Consider the following 19137-nt stretch of genomic DNA (forward strand, 5'->3'; position numbering starts at 1 on the left):
TTTCCTGTCCTGAAATGCAAGAGGCCGCGCCCATGTATGGGTGCGGCCTCTTACGTTATGGGACAAAGAAAATTGAGGTGAACTAGCGGTCAGCGCCTTGTTGGCGAGCTCGTTGTTGGCGTTCGTTCAGTCCCACCGCATCATTTTCCGGGAGCTCCCAGCCCTGCAGGTTCTCTTCAATTAGCTGGGTAAGGGCGTCCAGGTGGTCGGGTTCTGCATTCAGTGCCGGGATGTAGCCGAACGCTTCCCCACCGGCTTCCTCGAAGTAGCCGCGGTTTTCCACGTCGATTTCTTCCAGGGTTTCCAGGCAGTCGGAGGAAAAGCCCGGGCAAAACACCTGCACCGATTTCACGCCCTGCTCCGGCAGCGCCATGAGGGTGTGGTCGGTATAGGGCTTGAGCCATTCCTCACGGCCGAAGCGGGACTGGAAGGTGGTGAGCCAGTCGTCATCACCCAGACCGAGACGCTCCGCCAGCAGGCGCGAGGTCTTGTGGCATTCGCAGAAGTAGGGGTCGCCATTGAGCAGGTATTTTTTCGGTATCCCGTGGTAGCTGAAAATCAGCTTGTCCGCTGTGCCGTGTTCAGCGCGGAATGCTTCGATGTGATTGGCCATGGCCTCGATGTAGGGCGGGTAATCCGGGTAGTGGCTGATAAAGCGCAGGTCCGGTAGCCAGCGGCGTTGCATGAAGTCCCTGGCAATGGCGTCGAAGGTAGAGGCATTGGTGGACGCCGAGTACTGCGGATACAGGGGTAGCACCACCAGCTTGCGCACGCCCGCCTCTTCCATGGCCTGTAACTGGCTGGCAATGGAAGGATTGCCGTAGCGCATGGCGAAGCGTACTTCGATGTCGTCACCGAACTTGTGCTGCAGACGCTCGCGTATGCCGGCGCACTGCGCCTGGGTGTGCACCATCAGCGGGGAACCCGCATCGGTCCAGACACTTTTATAGGCATGGGCAGAACGCGGTGGGCGGATCACCAGAATCACCATGTGAAGGATGAAAAACCAGATCAGCCGGGGGACTTCCACCACCCGCGGGTCAGACAGGAATTCGCGGAGATAGCGCCGCAGGGCCCCGGTCTCCGGTGCATCCGGCGTACCCAGATTGGTGACCAGCACGCCCAGTTTCTGCGCCTGGCGGTGATCAAAATTATTCTGCCCCTGATAAGCCATCCATTCCTCGCTGCCGTTATGTTGGGGAGATCAGTGTGGCCGATAGTGTAGCGCTGCGGCGTCAAGGTGACATGCGTGTCATGACTATCAGTCTGATGATCGGAACCGGAAATTACAGGGTCTCTGCCAGCGGCCCCTGATGCTCGCTCAGTACCTGACGAAATTCATCGGGGATCGGTGCCGAGGCCTGCTTGTCGTGCTCGAAGTAGACCTGCACGGCCTTGCCCCGGGCCACCAGTTTGCCGTTCTGCCAGGCCTGTTGGGCCACCACGAAGGAGCTGTTGCCGATTTTCTCGATGCCGGTACGCAGCTGCACATCACTGCCGTAATAAATCTGACCGACGAAATCCACTTCCACCCGGGCCAGAATCAGTGGCAGGGAGGCCGGATCATTCACGCCACCAAACAGCTGAAACAGGGGCGCCCGCCCGGTTTCGAACCAGCCGGTGACCACGGTGTTGTTCACATGACCAAAGGCATCGGTTTCGTAAAAGCGGGGCGTGACGGTGAGTTCAAACATGGGAACGCTCTCATGGGGACTGCGGGGACGACATGATACCCGAGACGCCCCCCGGCCTGAATCTTTCAGCAGCACCCAGGCCGGCAAGCCGCCATCTTATTCTCCGCGCAGACTGGCCAGGGCCTTTTTGCGCCGAGCCACTTCTTCGCCGAGACTGTCGCGGGATGCCTCTTGCCCTTCCGCACGCTCAATCAGGGGTTCCACCTCCTGGCCGGCCTTCTCCATGGGCTCACCCAGTCCACCGACGGCTTCGGCATTTTCTTCCAGCACTGCCAGTTCGGCCCGCGCAGCCATTAACTGAACCTGGATCTGGCGCAGGGTGTGATCTGCCTCGGCCATGGCGGACAGGCTGTCATCCAGTTTGCCCTGCAGCTCCTCTTCCAGATCGGCAAACTCATCGCTGTCCTCAGCAATGACCTGCCAGCCTTCAAAGCGGCGCTCGAAATCGTCCGCCACCATGCCGCGGGGCAGGGCCTGCTCATCCAGCGTGGTCACCATGTTTTCTTCACCATTACCGCTGATGACCTGTACAGAAGCGGTCAGCTCCCGTTCTTCACCTGCCTTCATCGCCGTGCGGGTAACCACGCGCCGGCCGATGTCATCCACATAGCGCACCTCACGCAGCGGGCTCTGTAGAGCCAGCACCGCCTCTACCTTGTAGGTGGTAATTTCCTCGGGGCCGGTCTTGTTGTTTCGCTGGTCTGCGATATCCAGATCACCCACCTGCCAGTAACCCAGGTCCCGGGTTTGCAACGCCTGGTCGATGGCGGCCGCCAGACGCTTTTCTTCACTGTTCATACCGCAGCTGACCAACCATGCTGCCGCCAAAAACAGACCGATAACCGCTACGCCTCGTTTCAATGACATCGCCCTTCCTCCTTGCGCGTTTCAATATGGGAATCCCAATCTGCCCTATAGTATGCACGGTAAGAGCCCGGCGTCGACGTCCGCCATTTACAGCCCGTATCATGATTGCCCCCATTTGCAGGAGAAGCCCATGACCACGCTGGATACAGCGACACGCACCGAACTGGAAGCTGCCGCCTTTCGCCGCTTGCTGCAGCATCTGGACGAACACAAGGAAGTGCAAAATATTGATCTGATGATACTGGCGGACTTCTGCCGTAACTGCCTGTCAAAATGGCTGGTTGCCGCTGCGGATGAGCGCCAGGTGGCACTGGATTATGACGCCGCCAGGGAATGGGTATATGGCATGCCTTTCGCCGACTGGAAAGCGCAATACCAGACACCGGCGACCCCGGAACAACTGGCAGCATTCGAAGCCAGGCAGAAGAAATAGCTCGTTCTGGCGTTTTCCAGGCTTCACCGTGGGAACAAGATTTTCACGCGGTTCAGGATTTATCCTGGCAGCCTTGCTCACAGCACGAAGGTTCAGCGTCTGACGCCTGATACCGACTTCCCGCCAGTTTACGATGCACCATAAAAAAGGCGGCCCACAGGCCGCCTCGATATGGCTAACGAGAATTACTCCTCGTCGAATAGCATTTCCACCTGGTAGACAGCGGTGGTACCACTGACTTCGTTACCCACCACCAGCAACGGCATACCATTGGGTGAATCGGAAGCGGAGATGAACACCAGTCCTTCCGGTCCCAGATCTCCCACTACGGCGCCCACATCGCTTTCTGCCAGCAGGCCATCATCGATCAGGTCTTCGATGTCCTCGCCATCTCCTCCGCCACCCCAGAAGTTACGGCTGTTCAGGTAATCCAGCCGCTGGGGCTGCTGAGGATCGGTAATGTCATAGACCAGGATGCCGCCCATGCGCTCCAGCGCCAGGAACAGGAAGGTCTTGTCGCCGATGGCGCCGATGGCCAGGCCTTCCGGCTCCGGTCCCTTGGCATCACTGCGGCTGTCCATGGCATTGATTTCATCATGGCCGCTATTAAAGTAATCCTGACAGGCAATACTACGGTTGGTGCCCAGCCGGCATTCGTCGCTGGCCAGGAACTGTTCGATTTGATCACCGCTGTCGAATACCAGGTTGCCATCTTCATCGCGGATGGAGAAGGAGCGGCCACCATAGCTGTACAGAGTGTCATACATGATTCGGGTACCGGCCGGGTCTACCGCACCTGCATCGCTGTACATGACCGGATCACCCGCTGCATCGGTCTTGTAGCCCATCGTCCAGGTAATGTTGAGGCGGCCCAGCACATCGTCTTCGCGGCAATCACCGGGATCCCCGGCAGTGGCACCGCAGTAGGCGAACACCGTCGGGTCCAACAGCGCACCAGCGCTCAGCTCGCGAAGCTGGGGAGGCAGATCATCGCCGCAACGGCGATCAAAGCCACTGGCATGGACAAGATGCTTGACGCGGAATTCTTCCACGAATCCCTGACTGGCATCCCCGGTACAACCCTCGCCCTCTTCACCCCAGTAAGCATCGTTATCCTCACCCCAGGCGCGGGCGTCGCCTTCGTTGGCAGTGACCAGGTAGGTACTGCCGCCAGCACTGTAGGCATGAATGGCGTCAGGCAGGTACAGACCCACGACACCGTCCCAGGTCTGGATGTTGATCTCTTCATCGTCATCGCTGGCATCAATGCCGAAGTCTTCCACGCTGCGATCGATTTCTCCAAGCGGCAGGATATCGGTAACGGTAGCCGTCTCGATATTGACCTTGGCCAGGGCATTATTTTCTTGCAGGGTCACCCAGGCGGTTTTGCCGTCCGCAGACATGGCGATGTATTCCGGCTCCAGATCCATGGACACATCAGCGCCGGGGCCATAGATGCGCACGCCCATGCCGCGTAATACATCGGCATCAAAAGCGCTGAAATCCGCGTTATTTACCTGGGGAGCCTGTGGATTGCTGATATCGATAATGCTGATGGAGCCCGGCGGATCAATCTGATAATCATCGCTAGGCTCACCCTCATTGGCGGTGAGTACCTTGCTGCCATCCGGGGTAAAGATGATCATATCCGGCTGGGCGCCAACTTCTACACTGCCCAGCAGGCCCAGGTCATCCGCCCGGTACAGGGCGGCGAAGCCGTTGGCCGTTTTCGGGTCAGCTTCTACGGCAATGGCGACCAGCCCTTTCTTTACCGCCACGCTGTTCACTTTTGCACCCGGCGCAATCTCACCAACACTCAACGAACCGATTTTCTCTGGGTGTTGCGGGTCGCTGAGGTCCAGCACGTCCAGTACGCCCTGTTCTGCATTGACCACAAACAGGCGCTGGCTGGCGCTATCAAAAGCAGGAATTTCCGCCGCAGAGGCATCGAAGCTGCCTGATTCGTAGCGGCTCAGAAAAGACAAGCGCAGGCTATCCGGTGTTTTCACTTGCTCGCCACCGGCAGTAGCATTGTTATCGTTGCTGTCACCGCCACAGGCGGTCAAGGCGGTCGCCAGCACTACGCCGGCCCCCAGGCTATACCAGGATGTCATTGTGAACTCCCCAACGGTTCGTATTCTTGAATGATCCTTGGGGTTATAGCCGGACGGGGTGAAGCGACTGAGTCAAAAGCGTGATGCTTTTATGGCAGAAGCAGGAAGGTGCCCCAGAACATGCCCCTCGCCGCAAAAAAAAACGCGGCCAGGAGCCGCGTTCACCGGAAGAAACCAGACCGAGGAGGTCAGACGGTTTCGTAATCGCGCTCTTCAAATTCTGCCATCTGGGCCGCGTACTGGGTAGCGAAACCCGGGTACATGGTGGCGTTGAAGCCATCCTCAGTCAGATACCAGCTTTTGCAGCCGGAATTCCAGTTGGTCCGGGCCAGGCGCTTTTGTATGGCCTTGTTGTGGCGGCGCTGTACGTCCTCTTTCACGTCCAGCATTTTCAGATCATCCTTGAGAATTTTTTCGACCCCTTTCACCGCGTAGTCGAGCTGGGATTCCATGTACACCAGCGCCGAGTTATGGCCGGGCCCCGAGTTGGGCCCGAAGGTCATGAACAGGTTCGGGTACCCGGACACATTGATGCTCTTGTAGGCCTGAGCTCCGCCCTGCCATTCTTGCCCCAGCACTCGACCGCCACGGCCTTTCACCGGGAATGGAGTGCCGGAGTGACTGACGTCAAAACCGGTGGCAAAGACAATGCAGTCCACCTGGTGCTCGATGCCCTCCACGGTGCGGACACCCTGTTCGCTGATGCGGGCAATAGGCCAGGTAATCAGCTTGGCATTGTCTTTTTGCAGGGCCGGGTAGTAGTCGTTGGACACCAGCACCCGCTTGCAGCCAATGGTGAAATCCGGAGTCAGCTGGCGACGCAGCCAACGGTCTTTCACCTGGCGACGCAGGTGCAGGCGCGCCACCCGTTCGGCAATGCGCGTCAGCGGGGACTTCCAGATAACCGCCAACGCCATGCTCTCATGGGTCCAGTAGAGCAGATTACGCATGGCCTGCTGGCTGGCTGGCAGTTTTTCAAACAGCTTCTTGTTCCATGCCGGGGTGGCAAAATCCGGGCGCGGCAGCACCCAGCCCGGCGTACGCTGAAACACTTTCACGTGGCCCGCCTGTTTGACCAGTTCGGGAATAATCTGGATGCCGCTGGCACCGGTACCGATCACGGCCACTTTCTTGCCGGTAAAATCGTACTCGTGATCCCAGCGGGCACTGTGAATCTTGTGGCCTCTGAAATCCTCGATACCGGTAATGGCCGGGAAGCTGCAATTGGACAACGGTCCCTGAGCCATCACCGCGGCTCGACCGGCAAACTGTTCCCCCTTGTCGGTCGTCGCTGTCCAGATCCCTTTCTTTTCATCAAAGGACAGGTCTTCCACGTTCTTCTCGAAACGAATGTACGACTCCAGCTCAAACTCGGCCACCAGATGGTGGATATAGCCGAGAATTTCCTCGCTGCCCGAGAAGCTCCGTGACCAGTTCGGGTTGGGCGCAAACGAATACGAATACAGATTGGAGGGAATATCGCAGGCGGCCCCAGGATATTGATTGTCTCGCCAGGTGCCGCCCACTGCATTGGCACGCTCCAGAATCACGATATCCTTAATGCCTGCCTGCTTCAGACGAATGGCCATCCCCAGGCCGGCAAATCCCGCCCCCACGATCAACACCGCTGCCGGTTTTACGGCGGGTGTTTTCTTTACCGCCGCGCGCTTTCCCGTGGGGGGTCGCTTGCGGGTCGCCGCCTTGCGTGGGGCCTTTTTCGGGGAGGCAGAGGATGTAGTCATAACAGAATCTCTTCAGCAATCAGGTGGCCACACCATGGACACAATGCACATGGCGCGCCGTCATGAGTTATCTCAGGCAGTGGGCTGGTAAGTCAGCTCTTTGACCCAGGAAGGCACTGCAGGCAGCGCCCGGCGCGGAATCAGGCCGGTCAGTTTCACCATGCCATCCACGGGCACGTGATAGGCACGATTACGCCGGTTCACCACAAGCTTGGCGTGCTGGCGAATCACCTGGAACCAGGGGTTACGACGGCCATCTTCGGTACGACCACCAATTTTCTCGAACTTGGCCATGGCCGCATACAGCCGCTCTTCCGGCAGCCCCATGGTAATAATGTTGTCGCGCATTTTATTGAGCAGCGGCACATAGGAGGCGATGCCCAGCATCAGGCGCGGATCCAGCAACGGTGCCAGCATTTTGGTGGCACCAATAAAGGTTTTCCCGCGGCCTTGCATTTCCATCACGCTGAAGCCCACGCCCAGATGACGGGACTCATCGTCGTTGATCTTTTCGAACGCCTGGTGGCAAACCGGGTCTTTGACGGTCTCCAGCAGGAAGGTACACAGGGCTCCGTCCAGAGCAATTTCCAGCATCGGCACAACCGTGCCCAGCACATACACCGGCATTTCATCGCTGTAACGATCCAGCCATTCAATCACCAGCCGCAAATTGATGTTTGGCTCGGGAATCTCATCCCCTTCAAGCATGCCCCAGCGCTTCATCAGTGCCATTTCGGCATTGGCATGGCGCTGCTCTTCGGCATGAAAGTAGGTATAGATCTGGCGCAGGGTATCGGTGGGGGCTTTCTTGGCCATGGCGGCAAATGCCCGGGCGCCCACGTGCTCAATCCACATCAGGTCGGCCATGAAATCTTTCAGCTTGGGCCACTGCTCTTCGGTAATCAGTTCGGCACCCGGGGCGTCCCAGTCGATATCCGACAGGGCCCACTGGGTGCTTTTGATTTTGGTCAGCATTTTGTCCAGATCGATGGAAGCCATGATGCACTCCTTACGGATTATTCTGCGAGTTGAGACGAGGGGCCCGATATGCCCGGCGCACCGTCACTGGTGACAAAATTATTTACTGTCACATTGGTTGATGTAACAATAAAGCGAATGCTCGTTCGGATTCAACTCGGATAACCCCATGGCTCGCAAACCCAAACAACAACGCTCCAAAGCCACCGTGGACGCCATTGTCCAGGCTGCCCTGATCTCCATCGCCAACCATGGCCCAAGCGCTATCACTGCGAGACAAATCGCAGAAAAAGCGGGCATTGGCGTGGGTTCACTGTATGAGTATTTTGAAGACAAGGACGCCATCATCGATGCGGCCAGCAAGCGTTTTGTCAGTGACACCGTGGACCTGATCAAACCGCTGATTCCGGAACTGGTGCGTCTGGATATCCGCGAGGCTATCGAGAAATTATTGTTCAGCTTTCGCGACTTTCTGGAAGAGGACAATCAGCTCTACCTACGCTGCGCCCGCCACGCCTTCAGCATGGACATGGTGATCTACCAGTCACCGATTAACAGCGCCCTTATGGAACTGTTCACCCAGTACCTGATGCACCACCCGGAGTTACTGAAGCTACCCAATATCCCCACCGTGGCTTATTTCTATATCAACGGCGGCATTTTCACCGTGGTCAGACATCTGTCCGAGGACAACCCGATACAAAGCTTCGAGGAGCTGGCGACGGTGTTCGGGGATATTCTCGCCAGCTACGTGGAGAAGAAGGCGGAATTGGCAGGCTGACAAGCCCTGCTGTAGGAGCCCCTCTCGAGGGGCGAAGCGGGTCAGGTAGCTGTCCCATTTTGGGAAGACCTGTCGAGCTCTGAGATTCCTGATCGCCCTGCGGTCGATTTCCGCGCAAGCGCGGTTCGCCCCTCGAGAGGGGCTCCTACAGCGGCTTCGTAGAGATGCCAAGCCTCGGGAACTTTCCACCCTTTCACTATCCAACGAGCGTAGCTCGTAGCTCGTAGCTCGTAGCTCGCAACCGTCAGGCGGCCTTCTTTTTCTCCGCGCTCTGGTAGACCACGTCGTAGTCTCCTACCTTGAAATCGCTCAGGCGCCTCTTCAGCTCCTTCAACGACCAGGGCCAGGCGGCGAAGTTTCGGCCGTTCTGATCCAGGTAGTAGCTCTTGCAGCCACCGCTGTTGAACACCGTGGTTTTCAGGTGCTTCTGGACTTTGTCATTGTGGGCCTTCAACACCGGGGGCTTGATGGCAAAGCGGGTAATCCCCTTCTGCTTCACCTTCTTCAGACCATCAATGATGTAGTCCAGTTGGGCTTCGGCCAGGCCGATAAAGGAATCATACACCAGCACGTTAGGGCCCAATACCAGGAAGGCGTTCGGCACGTCTTTCATGGTGGCGCCCAGATAGGCTTCCGGCGAGGTATCTTTCCACAGGTCGGAAAGGCGATCCCCGTTGGCGTCGATAACCTTGCGGCCAATGGGTGGGTGGGATACCTCGAAGCCGGTCCCCCAAATGATCACGTCCACCTCGTGGCGCTCACCGTTGGCGGCGATCACGGTATTGCCTTCCACTTCCACCAGGCCATGGGGAATCAGGTTGGCGTTATCTGCCTGCAGAGCCGGGTAATAATTGTTGGCAAACAGGATGCGCTTGCAGCCCAGGGTAAAGTCCGGGGTCACCGCCTTGCGCAGGGTCTTGTCTTTCACCTGCACGCGCAGCAACTGCTTGGCCGCCGTGCTCACCGGCTTCAGGGCTGCCGGGTTACGCAGCCCGAAGTTGATCACATTCAGGGAAGTGGCCACCGCCTTGCGCCAGCTTTTCTGGATGATCGGCAGCTTGTTGATCAGCTGCTTGCTGGTGTCACCCAGATCCATGTCCGGCTTGGGCAGCACCCAGGGGGCGGTACGCTGGAATACGTGCAGCTCTTTGACCTTGGGCTGGATCTGCGGCACAAACTGGATCGCCGAGGCGCCGGTACCGATCACCGCCACCCGCTTGCCGGTCAGATCATAGTCATGGTTCCACTTGGCGGAGTGGAACATCTCACCCTTGAAGCTATCCAGACCCGGCAACGACGGAATCTGGGCTTCGGTGATCGGCCCGGTGGCAAAGACAACCGTGCGCGCCAGGGTCTGGCCTTTATTGGTATCCAGCACCCACAGGTGGCGACTTTCGTCCCACTCGGCATGCTCCAGTTCGGTACCGAAGTCGATCAGCTCATTGATGCCGAAATCTTCACTAACCTCTTCCAGGTAGCTGAGAATTTCCGGCTGACGAGCGAACAGATGGCTCCACTTGCTGCTCAGGGCAAAGGAAAACGAGTACAGGGAAGAAGGCACATCACAGCCGCACCCCGGGTAGGTATTTTCCCGCCAGGTACCGCCGACGCGGGTGGCTTTCTCGATGATCTTAAAATCGTGATAGCCCTCTTTTTTCATCTTGATCGCAGCGCATAGACCGGAAATGCCGGCGCCGACGATAAAGGTGTCGTAAATCCTGGCCTCAGGGGTTTTGCGTTTCTTTGCTGCTGCCATGATGAAATTCCTCGATCAATTCTTAACAAACCGGTAAGAGAACCCAAGCAGGTTCGCGTACAAATTGGGAGTGGCCCGCTTCATCATCCAGAACAACTTGGCGTCCACCTGGGGCGTGGTGTACAGCTCACCCTTGTCGAGACGATTCAGGGTCAGCTTGGCCACGGAATCACTGGTGGTCATGGCGTAGTTCATCAGCGCATGATCGGCCAGCTTGGAATAACGCGCCGGAATACGGCCATCCTTGATGATGTTGGTGGGCACCAGCGTCGGACACAGCACGTTGACGTTGATATTGTCGCGCTTGAGTTCCGCGTACAGAGTTTCGGACAACGCCCGCACCCCGGCCTTGGTCACGTTATAGGCACTCATTTCCGGCGCGGCGGTATAGGACGCGGCAGAGGCCACGTTAATAATGGCGCCACGGCCCTGCTTCTTGAACCCGGGTACAAAGTAGTGGCAACCATGCACCACGCCCCACAGATTCACGTCCATGGCCCATTTCCAGTCTTCCAGGCTCAGTTCTTCGAACTTGCCACCAATACCCACACCGGCATTGTTGATGACCATGGTGACCGGATGGCCCAGCAGTTTTTCAGACTGCTCGGACAGCTTCTTCACCTGGGCCGCCTTGCCCACATCACAGGCCACCGCAAACGCCTTACCGCCGGCCTTCTCGATCAGCGCCACGGTTTCCTCGGCACTTTCCAACTTCAGATCCGCGCAGACAACCGCACTGTTTCGTCTGGCCAGCTCCAGGGCAAAACTGCGACCAATACCACTGCCGGCACCGGTGACAACAGCGTAGCCGTTATAGCTCGGCTTGCTGGAACGAAACTTGAGAATATTCAGCATTACTTTCTACCTTTTCAGGTTGAGTATTCAGTGTTCGTTCAGGCACGCTTGCCCGGCACGAATTCCTTGGTCAGATACGGCGTCAACAACCCGGTTTTCGGGTGCAGCAGCTTTTCCTTGTAGTACTCCAGATAGGCGCTGGTATCGTGATCGCTGGGGTGAAAGTCCCGGCGGGTGTAATCCAGAATATGTTTGATGGTGCTACCGAAGACACCCTCTTCAGGTCCGGCCAGTACCGCCAGGCTACGCTTCACATCTTTCCAGTAACGGGGGCTCAGCAAGTTACGCGGTTTGCGCATCACCGGAATCAGCGACGCCGCAACCGGAACAAGGAAAACGATGGTGAATGCCGCCAAGCCAAAACCACGCATACGCAGGGCATAGTCACCGGACAATTCCTGGAACACGTCGTAGGCAACATCCTTATGCTCCGACTCTTCCAGCATGTGCCACATCCACAGGGCCCGCTGCTTCTCGTCCAGGGATTCATAGAAGATGTCTTCGTTCTTCATCATGTATTCCGCCAGCACCGCGGTGAAATGCTCAATGCCTGCCATCAATGACAGCTGCATGCGGTTGGACAGTTTCTTGAAGCCGTGGTCAAACACCTTGTCGGCAAGATAGCGATACAGGCCTACCGGATAACGGTGCTGGGCCAGCACATCGTTGAACTCGTTGTGCATCTTGGAGTGGATGGCTTCCTGACCGATCAGGGCAGTTACCAGACGCTTGAGCTCGGGATCCTTCACAAACTGACGGTGGTAACGAGCGGTATCGATCACCAGATCTTCGCCAAAGGTCAGAAAGATAGACAGGGCTTCGAAATACGCCGACGCCAGCTCCGTGTTTCTGAAGAAGGTATCGTCCAGTTGCTTGGCATCGAACTGAAAATCCATGTGGCGAATCGGCATCTCAGGCCGTTTCTGAGCAGTTTTCGACACGTATTGATGAATCGTTGCAGTCGTCATTAGGTCACCTGTCCGATGAGGGCAAAGCCGATAATGTTGCGCGCCATGGAGGTTAGTTGGGCGCGCACTACTGTTACATTGACGAGTGACACAATAAAGCGAATGCTTGTTCGGATTCAATTCGGTTCAACTTTGCTCAGCCACCCCTGCCTTCCCATTTATTCATGCCGATCTTCAGGTATCACAGCGGAGCCCATTACATCGGCAGAAAAAACAATAAGGTGCTGTATTATATGGAAAAAATATGATCCCGGGGAGGCATTCCAAAACATGTCTGCCTGTTTCGCGACAAGCCTCTTTTCCACAGCCCAGACACGCCATTCCCCATTCATCGCCAAAACCGAGCACCGCGTTCGGATTTAGACCTCACAATAGGACACGATTTGCTTAGAGTCCGCCCTCTATCACCCAGCGGGGGACGCTTTACCTTATAACAGAGCATTACAATCTATGGGTAGGAAAAGCCCGGACACCCGGCAACAATGAAACAAATCAATGACTATCGGGGTGCCCATGCTCAACAAGGAAAAGCTGAATCAATCAAAAGTCCTGCAAATGGTGGACTGGCAGTTCAATCGCTACCTGTCCATGCAGTTGCTGCCATTGCTCTATCTGCTGATGATTATCGGCGCGGTATTGCTGGTGGGCTTTATTGTGGCCGCCAGCTTTTCCAGTTCGCTATGGCTGGGGCTGGCCACCGCCACCCTGTCGCCGCTGATTCTGCTGGTGATGGTCGCCATTGTCCGGGCCGCCCTGGAGTATCTGGTCATGGCCCACCGCACCATGAATATCGTGGAGAGCATGAATGCCCTGCCTGATCAGGTGGCCAAGGTGGAAGGCCGGGTCCAGGAACTCTGCACCCAGGTAGAGGACATTCACGGCACCGTGGTCCAGCTGCGCCCCCTGTTACGCTCCGCCGGCCTGCCCGGCCGTCTGCTGGATTCCCTGCGCAAGGGGGAAGGCAAGGAAAACGGTGGCGACAAATAAGCCCACCTGACACGCGACGCTTTCAGCCATCGCAATTGCCGGCTTTTTAAGGTGTAATTCCTCTCCTGCGGACGCCTGCCAGGGCGTCCACACCCGTTTTCGCAAGGAGTCACCATGTCGTTACCCGCGTCCCTGCAAGACCGGCTGCGCCTGCCAGCCGTCGCTTCCCCCATGTTTATTGTCTCCAACCCGGATCTGGTCATTGCCCAGTGCAAAGCTGGCATCGTCGGTTCCTTCCCGGCACTGAACGCCCGCCCGGCGGAAGAGCTTGAGGTGTGGCTGAAGCGGATAACCGAAGAGCTGGATGCCTGGAACCAAGCCAACCCGGACCAGCCGGCAGCGCCGTTTGCAGTCAACCAGATCGTGCACAAGTCCAACAACCGGCTACAGCACGATCTGGAACTGTGCGTGAAGTACAAGGTGCCCATCGTGATCACTTCTCTGGGCGCCCGCGTGGACGTGAACGAGGCGATTCACAGCTACGGCGGCCTGGTATTCCACGACATCATCAACAACTTCTTCGCCAAGAAGGCCATCGAGAAAGGCGCCGACGGCCTGATCGCCGTGGCCGCCGGAGCAGGCGGGCACGCTGGAACCCAGTCACCATTTGCGCTGGTGCAGGAAATCCGCGAATGGTTTGACGGCCCTGTGCTGCTTTCCGGCTCCATCGCCAAGGGTGACGCCATTCTCGCCGCCCAGGCCATGGGCGCAGACCTGGCCTATATCGGCTCGGCCTTTATTGCCACTGACGAAGCCAACGCGGACGAACGCTACAAGCAGTCCATCGTCGACAGCAGCGCCAGCGACATTATCTATTCCAACCTGTTCACCGGGGTCCATGGCAACTACCTGCGCAGCTCCATCGAAGCCGCCGGGCTGGACCCGAACGACCTGCCGGAAAGCGACCCGTCGAAGATGGATTTCGGCGATGGCAGCTCGAAAGCCTGGAAAGATATCTGGGGCAGCGGCCAGGGCATCGGCGCCATCAAAAAAGTCGGCCCGGCCAGCGAACTGATCGAGCGACTCAAGCAGGAATACAGCAGCGCCCGCCAGCGGATGGATCAACTGCCCTGGAAATAAAGCGGCAAGCTGCAAGCCCCAAGCTACAACGCGCCAGAAATTGGTATTGCACTGAAACGCATGGGGCCGCGATCAGAACTTGAACGCGGCCTCTTGCTGTTTTCCCAGAACAAACCCAAACCGCGTTGTAGCTTGCTGCTTGGAACTTGTAGCTGCCCACTGCTTCTCCCCACCAACCGCGTTACCATGAAGTCATCTCCCGTGAACGAGGAGAGACTCCATGCGACGGTTCGGTTTCTGCTTGCTCGCCGCCCTGATGATCCCAGACGGCGAAGCGCAAAACTGGCATAGCCCCCACCCCTGGCGAGCGGACGCCGTGGTGAATGGGCGTGCTCGTGACTACAACAACGAATACTTTCTGCATGCCTTCAGCTATCGCCACCTGATCGACCACCCTTCCCCTCTCGAAGAAGGCATTCGTGGCACCGCCGGCAGCCTCACCAGCGACCGCCTTTACATGGACTTTCGCTACCATCAGAGTTTCGCCTTCGACAACCCGGATCAGGCCTTTACTCTGGATATTCAGCGCGCCGAGGACTTTGACGGCAGCTACGACCGTCAACTGGTGGGCTTTCGCCAGACAGTGGCGCAACGCTGGCAGCTTTCCCTGCAGGGGGATGTGTTCAGTGACAAGTCCCTCACCGATGTCTATTTCGGCGCCCGACGGTTGCACGGCGAAGGAAGCTGGTTGCAACTGAGCCTGGTGCTACCCAATGCCTACTTCAACGACAAGACCGACACCGAGAGCGAACTGGTTGACGAACCCCGCACGCTTTTCGCTCAGTGGCACCAACAGCATAGCGCCGGGGTCAGCACCACCCTGTCGGTCAACCACACCCCGGATGCCACACTGAACGACCGTGCCCGGGGTGACCGGGTAACCAGCCAGCAGACACGGATTGCCCTGCGTCACCGCGCACAGCACGGTGACTGGCAGTGGCAGGCGGATCTTCACGGGGAACGGACCCGCCGCCAGCACCAGCTGGATGAACGCATGGCCCAACAGGCATTTCGCCGTGACATGGCCTCACTCACCCTGGCCGTGCGCTACCAGTCCCATCGCTGGCAACCCCTTCTCGGCACCCGCTATTTCTGGCTGGACGAGGACGGCTGGTTTGGCCGTGAGCTCAATGGCAACGGCGAAGTCAGACGGCAGGAACCGATGTTGTTCGGTGGTATATCCCTGCCACTGAGCGATACCCAGAGGCTGGCTCCCACCGTCTACCTCAGCCGCCCGCGAGTAGAGCAGACCGTGAACAGCCAGCAATGGCGAGACCGGGATGACGATGACTTCGTGGGCAAACTGAGTGTGCCCTGGCACATCACGGTGTCAAAACAGAACGGCGCGATACTGAGCATCGTACCGTCCGTGCGACTACACCGCTTTGCGTTTGGCGGGGGGAACGTGCAGCTGCATTGGCCACTTTAAGAGCGACAAGCGACAAGCTGCAACGCGTCAGAAACAGTAGCGTGCCAAAACGCAAGAGGCCGCGCCCAGGGATCGGGCACGGCCTCTTACACTTCATAACCAGAACAAACCCGTACCGCGTTCTAGCTTGCGGCTTGCGGCTTGCGGCTTGCGCTTCAGCCTGTCACGGAACCAAGCACCGACGCCACCAACCCTTTCTTCTTCACCGGCTGGTAATTGCTGAATTCCAGCACGCCATCATCAATGGCGCCATAACGCAGCTTCGGCAGGTCTACCAGATAGTTCTGCACCACCATCCATGGCTGCTTGGAACCCTGGCGCGGCAGACGATCATCCGCACGCATGACATAACCTGACTGCAGGCCAAGGAAGTTCTCATCGGTAATACAATCGTCTTTGTCGCGGGGAATCACCGTCTGGGCACCGGTTTTTTCCATATGATTAAGCAAGCGACAGACATACTCGCAGACCAGGTCTGCTTTCAGGGTCCAGGAAGAATTGGTGTAACCAAACACCAGCGCCATGTTTGGCACATCACGCAGCATCATGCCTTTGTAGACCAACGACTCACGAGGCTCTACGGCCTTGCCATCAATGGTGCCTTCCACCCCGCCAAGCATCTGAACATTCAGGCCCGTGGCGGTAATAATAATGTCTGCCTCCAGCTCCTGACCGGACTTGAGCAGAATACCGTTCTCAGTGAAACGCTCGATATGGTCGGTAACGATATCGGCTTCTCCACGGCGAATGGTTTTGAACAGGTCGCCATTGGGCACCGCACACAGGCGCTGATCCCAGGGGTTATAGCTGGGGCGGAAATGCGTCATGTCCACGTCGTCACCGAGCTGACGCTTGGCGGCTGCAAGCAAGGCGCGCCGCACCAGCTTGGGACGCTGCTTGGACAGCTTGTACACCAGCCTCTGCAAGCCAATATTACGGGCACGAGACAATTTGTAGACCAGCATCTCCGGCAAGAAACGGCGCATACCCACGGAAATCGGGTCCACCTCCGGCACCGTGGCAATATAGGTCGGTGACCGCTGCAGCATGGTCACCTCAGCCCCTTCTTTGGCCATGGCAGGCACCAGGGTCACGGCGGTGGCACCGGAACCGATAACTACCACTTTCTTGCCTTTATACTGCAGGTTTTCCGGCCAGTGCTGCGGGTGGATGACCTGACCTTTGAAGTCGTCTTCACCGGGAAAATCCGGTTTGTAGCCTTCGTCGTAGTTGTAATAACCACTGCAGGAAAACAGGAAGTTGGCGGTAAAGGTTTCCTGCTCACCGGTTTTCTCGTTGGTGGTTTCCACTGTCCATTGATTCTCATCACTGGACCAGTTCGCCTTGACCACCTTGCGCCCGAAGCGGATGTGCTTCTTGACGCCATACTCTTCTGCCGTGTCTTCCACGTACTGGCGAATGGAAGGGCCGTCCGCCAGCACCTTGGGGTCGGTCCAGGGGCGGAAGCTGTAGCCCAGGGTGAACATATCGGAATCGGAACGGATACCCGGGTACGTGAACAGATCCCAGGTACCGCCAATGCGTTCACGACGCTCGATAATGGCGTAACTGCGGTTCGGGCTCTTGCGGGTCAGGTGGCAAGCTGCCCCGATACCGGAAAGGCCGGCACCGACAATCAATACATCAACGTGGTTATTAGACATTTTCTTTTACCTCCAGCCCTTGGGCCGCCTGGTCTCGGCAGTGCAAAACATTGACATCATTCAATGGCACCGTTAACTGGCAGACAGAATAGCCGTACTGGCGGGTATGAGAAAAGGCCAAAACAGGCCGTTAATTGGCCCTGGAGACGGGAAAAATTGCCGCTAGGGACGGCAAGCGTGGCGCAGCCGGCATAAACACTGGGTCTACTTTCCCTGACCGCCTGTCTACCCGCATAGCACCCATGCGGTTGGCGACCGGTTATTGCACGCTGATTTTCATAATAAAGTGGTACGGAAGATCCAATGTCATCGTGCCATCACCGATTTGTGACCTCATACACATTGCTGCCCTGCCCACTTCTGCATACTGCCTGCGCGCCATAGGGGAAAGGCGCTTATGGGGATGGATTACACACTATAATTATAAGGGTACCGGCATGTTCGATCTGACTGCCTTCGGGGATACGTTCGCCTCTCACTCCTGGCTGTGGATACCAATTTCCTGCGCCACCATTATCAGTCTGCTGTTATGGAGCGGCCGCATCCGCCAACCCGGCATGGTCAACCTGTTCGCCGTTGGCCTGATACTGCCCTGCATCAACCTGAGCATGATCGCCACTGGCGCGCTGGTGGCCGCAGATCAACTGACCCTGGATCTGGTGGCCTTGCTGCCGTTCTGAGATCGGCAAGTTACAAGCCTCAAGCTGCAACGTGGATTAACGCCGCTGTTGACCGTAACGCATGAGGCCGCGCCCCATGACCGGAGCGCGGCCTCATGCGTTGAAAACCAGGAACAAGCCCATGGCGCGCAGCAACTTGATACTTGCCACTTGCCCGCGCTACAGCCCCTGAAGAAATTCCAGCTGATCCGCCACACTGATATCCCTGGCCTCGCCCTGATAGATATCGAAATGACCAATCGGATAGCGCTTCACTGTCGCTTTCGCCATGGCAGCAGCGGCCTTCTCTGCGGCTGACGCCGGCGCCACGGTATCGGTCTCACAGATCAGCACCAGCGCCGGGCAGGTCACCTTGGCCGCCTGCGTCACAGGTCGGAACAAGGGCAGCACCAGGCCGATACGCGCCGCCACTTCATTGGGCACACCATCCGGCATCAGCGCGGTATAACCGTCATAGGCATCATCACTGGACATGGCCGCCAACTCGCCGGGTTTGCCGGCAGAGGGCAGCATGCGCGGCCCCAGACCCAGCAGGCTGCTGGTCACATCCCAGAGCCCCAGGCCGGTCATTTTCACAGCCTGGCCGACGCCCGCGTAACGCACCACTTCCAGCACGGAGGCCAGACCATCCATCATCGGACACTGGGCGATGATGCCGGCCACGTCCGGCTCCCGGGCTGCCACCGCAGTGACCAGACCACCGCCAAAGGAGGTTCCCCACAGCACAATGCGCTGGTTATCCACTTCCTGCTGCTTGCGCACACAGGCCAGCGCCGCCTGCCAGTCCGCCACTTCCCGGTTGGGCAGCAGCACCTGCCGGGGCATACCTTCACTTTCACCAAAGTGCCGGTAGTCGAACAGAAACACCGCATAGCCGGCCTTTAAAAAGGCATCCCGAAATGGCTCCAGCCCACAGGCCTTGGTCAGGCCAAAACCGTGGCCCATGACCACGGTCAGGAAAGGGCCGTCGCCCTCGGGCAAATACAGGTCTCCCCGACAGGACTGGCCATCGCTGACAAATCGTAGTTCACGCATTGTGCTCATGGATGACTCCTTGGTTGTTTTTTCCACAGAGGGCACGGAGAACACTGAGCTAGCACCCATTACCG

17 protein-coding genes are annotated in these 19137 nt (G+C 57.7%); 6 read left to right on the forward strand and 11 right to left on the reverse strand.

Annotation, left to right across the window (positions count from 1 at the left end):
* Positions 1 to 82: 82 nt before the first annotated feature.
* The 3 genes from hemH to ACFE0K_RS00505 form a co-directional block, all read right to left on the reverse strand.
* Complete coding sequence (gene hemH / locus ACFE0K_RS00495; RefSeq protein WP_434534187.1) at positions 83 to 1174, reverse strand: ferrochelatase; 1092 nt, start codon at positions 1172 to 1174, stop codon at positions 83 to 85.
* A 112-nt stretch (positions 1175 to 1286) separates the two neighbouring features.
* A complete protein-coding gene (locus ACFE0K_RS00500; RefSeq protein WP_434534188.1) occupies positions 1287 to 1694 on the reverse strand; it encodes an acyl-CoA thioesterase in 408 nt (135 codons plus the stop codon).
* A gap of 96 nt (positions 1695 to 1790) precedes the next feature.
* Positions 1791 to 2561, reverse strand: coding sequence for a hypothetical protein (locus tag ACFE0K_RS00505; protein WP_434534189.1), 771 nt, complete (start codon positions 2559 to 2561; stop codon positions 1791 to 1793).
* A 130-nt stretch (positions 2562 to 2691) separates the two neighbouring features.
* Here ACFE0K_RS00505 and ACFE0K_RS00510 point away from each other — a divergent pair, with 130 nt between their 5' ends.
* On the forward strand, positions 2692 to 2994 hold the full coding sequence (locus tag ACFE0K_RS00510; protein ID WP_434534190.1) for a DUF1244 domain-containing protein: 303 nt from the start codon (positions 2692 to 2694) through the stop codon (positions 2992 to 2994).
* A 185-nt stretch (positions 2995 to 3179) separates the two neighbouring features.
* Here the strand turns inward: ACFE0K_RS00510 and ACFE0K_RS00515 are convergent, their stop codons facing one another.
* The 3 genes from ACFE0K_RS00515 to ACFE0K_RS00525 form a co-directional block, all read right to left on the reverse strand.
* A complete protein-coding gene (locus ACFE0K_RS00515; protein ID WP_434534191.1) occupies positions 3180 to 5108 on the reverse strand; it encodes a choice-of-anchor I family protein in 1929 nt (642 codons plus the stop codon).
* A 188-nt stretch (positions 5109 to 5296) separates the two neighbouring features.
* Positions 5297 to 6850, reverse strand: coding sequence for an NAD(P)-binding domain-containing protein (locus ACFE0K_RS00520; protein ID WP_434534192.1), 1554 nt, complete (start codon positions 6848 to 6850; stop codon positions 5297 to 5299).
* A gap of 72 nt (positions 6851 to 6922) precedes the next feature.
* Positions 6923 to 7849: a ferritin-like domain-containing protein gene (locus ACFE0K_RS00525; protein ID WP_434534193.1), complete on the reverse strand. Its 927-nt coding sequence runs from the start codon at positions 7847 to 7849 to the stop codon at positions 6923 to 6925.
* 148 nt (positions 7850 to 7997) lie between these two features.
* Between ACFE0K_RS00525 and ACFE0K_RS00530 the strand changes: the two genes are divergently transcribed.
* Positions 7998 to 8609 carry a TetR/AcrR family transcriptional regulator gene (locus ACFE0K_RS00530; RefSeq protein ID WP_434534194.1) on the forward strand — a complete coding sequence of 204 codons (612 nt, stop codon included), beginning with the start codon at positions 7998 to 8000 and terminating at the stop codon, positions 8607 to 8609.
* Positions 8610 to 8853: 244 nt separating this feature from the next.
* Here ACFE0K_RS00530 and ACFE0K_RS00535 read toward each other — a convergent pair whose 3' ends face one another.
* Genes ACFE0K_RS00535 through ACFE0K_RS00545 form a run of 3 tightly spaced genes read right to left on the reverse strand, consistent with a single transcriptional unit; the run spans position 8854 to position 12188 of the window.
* Positions 8854 to 10365 carry a flavin-containing monooxygenase gene (locus ACFE0K_RS00535; RefSeq protein WP_434534195.1) on the reverse strand — a complete coding sequence of 504 codons (1512 nt, stop codon included), beginning with the start codon at positions 10363 to 10365 and terminating at the stop codon, positions 8854 to 8856.
* Positions 10366 to 10380: 15 nt separating this feature from the next.
* The gene (locus ACFE0K_RS00540; RefSeq protein ID WP_272962610.1) at positions 10381 to 11220 is read right to left on the reverse strand and encodes an SDR family NAD(P)-dependent oxidoreductase; all 840 of its coding nucleotides are present in this window, start codon (positions 11218 to 11220) and stop codon (positions 10381 to 10383) included.
* 38 nt (positions 11221 to 11258) lie between these two features.
* Complete coding sequence (locus ACFE0K_RS00545) at positions 11259 to 12188, reverse strand: metal-dependent hydrolase (RefSeq protein WP_434534196.1); 930 nt, start codon at positions 12186 to 12188, stop codon at positions 11259 to 11261.
* 495 nt (positions 12189 to 12683) lie between these two features.
* Between ACFE0K_RS00545 and ACFE0K_RS00550 the strand changes: the two genes are divergently transcribed.
* The 3 genes from ACFE0K_RS00550 (at position 12684) to ACFE0K_RS00560 (ending at position 15684) form a co-directional block, all read left to right on the forward strand.
* On the forward strand, positions 12684 to 13175 hold the full coding sequence (locus ACFE0K_RS00550; protein ID WP_434534197.1) for a DUF4282 domain-containing protein: 492 nt from the start codon (positions 12684 to 12686) through the stop codon (positions 13173 to 13175).
* A 114-nt stretch (positions 13176 to 13289) separates the two neighbouring features.
* A complete protein-coding gene (locus tag ACFE0K_RS00555; protein WP_434534198.1) occupies positions 13290 to 14255 on the forward strand; it encodes an NAD(P)H-dependent flavin oxidoreductase in 966 nt (321 codons plus the stop codon).
* A 220-nt stretch (positions 14256 to 14475) separates the two neighbouring features.
* Positions 14476 to 15684, forward strand: coding sequence for a hypothetical protein (locus tag ACFE0K_RS00560; protein ID WP_434534199.1), 1209 nt, complete (start codon positions 14476 to 14478; stop codon positions 15682 to 15684).
* Positions 15685 to 15839: 155 nt separating this feature from the next.
* Here the strand turns inward: ACFE0K_RS00560 and ACFE0K_RS00565 are convergent, their stop codons facing one another.
* A complete protein-coding gene (locus ACFE0K_RS00565) occupies positions 15840 to 17348 on the reverse strand; it encodes a flavin-containing monooxygenase (RefSeq protein WP_434534200.1) in 1509 nt (502 codons plus the stop codon).
* A gap of 437 nt (positions 17349 to 17785) precedes the next feature.
* Between ACFE0K_RS00565 and ACFE0K_RS00570 the strand changes: the two genes are divergently transcribed.
* Entirely contained in the window at positions 17786 to 18028 is a 243-nt protein-coding gene (locus ACFE0K_RS00570) for a hypothetical protein (RefSeq protein ID WP_434534201.1), read from the forward strand.
* Between the two features lie 159 nt (positions 18029 to 18187).
* Here ACFE0K_RS00570 and ACFE0K_RS00575 read toward each other — a convergent pair whose 3' ends face one another.
* Complete coding sequence (locus ACFE0K_RS00575; protein WP_434534202.1) at positions 18188 to 19072, reverse strand: alpha/beta hydrolase; 885 nt, start codon at positions 19070 to 19072, stop codon at positions 18188 to 18190.
* Positions 19073 to 19137: the final 65 nt, after the last annotated feature.

This window comes from Alcanivorax sp., assembly GCF_051117345.1.
In the GTDB taxonomy this organism is placed as follows: domain Bacteria; phylum Pseudomonadota; class Gammaproteobacteria; order Pseudomonadales; family Alcanivoracaceae; genus Alcanivorax.

Excerpts from the sequence above, each read along its gene's own strand:
- ACFE0K_RS00500 (WP_434534188.1), bottom strand. The coding sequence starts at position 1,694 with ATGTTTGAACTCACCGTCACGCCCCGCTTTTACGAAACCGATGCCTTT.
- ACFE0K_RS00510 (WP_434534190.1), top strand. The coding sequence starts at position 2,692 with ATGACCACGCTGGATACAGCGACACGCACCGAACTGGAAGCTGCCGCC.
- ACFE0K_RS00530 (WP_434534194.1), top strand. The coding sequence starts at position 7,998 with ATGGCTCGCAAACCCAAACAACAACGCTCCAAAGCCACCGTGGACGCC.
- ACFE0K_RS00540 (WP_272962610.1), bottom strand. The coding sequence starts at position 11,220 with ATGCTGAATATTCTCAAGTTTCGTTCCAGCAAGCCGAGCTATAACGGC.
- ACFE0K_RS00505 (WP_434534189.1), bottom strand. The coding sequence starts at position 2,561 with ATGTCATTGAAACGAGGCGTAGCGGTTATCGGTCTGTTTTTGGCGGCA.
- ACFE0K_RS00560 (WP_434534199.1), top strand. The coding sequence starts at position 14,476 with ATGCGACGGTTCGGTTTCTGCTTGCTCGCCGCCCTGATGATCCCAGAC.
- ACFE0K_RS00575 (WP_434534202.1), bottom strand. The coding sequence starts at position 19,072 with ATGAGCACAATGCGTGAACTACGATTTGTCAGCGATGGCCAGTCCTGT.
- ACFE0K_RS00565 (WP_434534200.1), bottom strand. The coding sequence starts at position 17,348 with ATGTCTAATAACCACGTTGATGTATTGATTGTCGGTGCCGGCCTTTCC.
- ACFE0K_RS00520 (WP_434534192.1), bottom strand. The coding sequence starts at position 6,850 with ATGACTACATCCTCTGCCTCCCCGAAAAAGGCCCCACGCAAGGCGGCG.
- ACFE0K_RS00555 (WP_434534198.1), top strand. The coding sequence starts at position 13,290 with ATGTCGTTACCCGCGTCCCTGCAAGACCGGCTGCGCCTGCCAGCCGTC.
- ACFE0K_RS00535 (WP_434534195.1), bottom strand. The coding sequence starts at position 10,365 with ATGGCAGCAGCAAAGAAACGCAAAACCCCTGAGGCCAGGATTTACGAC.
- ACFE0K_RS00515 (WP_434534191.1), bottom strand. The coding sequence starts at position 5,108 with ATGACATCCTGGTATAGCCTGGGGGCCGGCGTAGTGCTGGCGACCGCC.
- ACFE0K_RS00545 (WP_434534196.1), bottom strand. The coding sequence starts at position 12,188 with ATGACGACTGCAACGATTCATCAATACGTGTCGAAAACTGCTCAGAAA.
- ACFE0K_RS00570 (WP_434534201.1), top strand. The coding sequence starts at position 17,786 with ATGTTCGATCTGACTGCCTTCGGGGATACGTTCGCCTCTCACTCCTGG.
- ACFE0K_RS00525 (WP_434534193.1), bottom strand. The coding sequence starts at position 7,849 with ATGGCTTCCATCGATCTGGACAAAATGCTGACCAAAATCAAAAGCACC.
- hemH (WP_434534187.1), bottom strand. The coding sequence starts at position 1,174 with ATGGCTTATCAGGGGCAGAATAATTTTGATCACCGCCAGGCGCAGAAA.
- ACFE0K_RS00550 (WP_434534197.1), top strand. The coding sequence starts at position 12,684 with ATGACTATCGGGGTGCCCATGCTCAACAAGGAAAAGCTGAATCAATCA.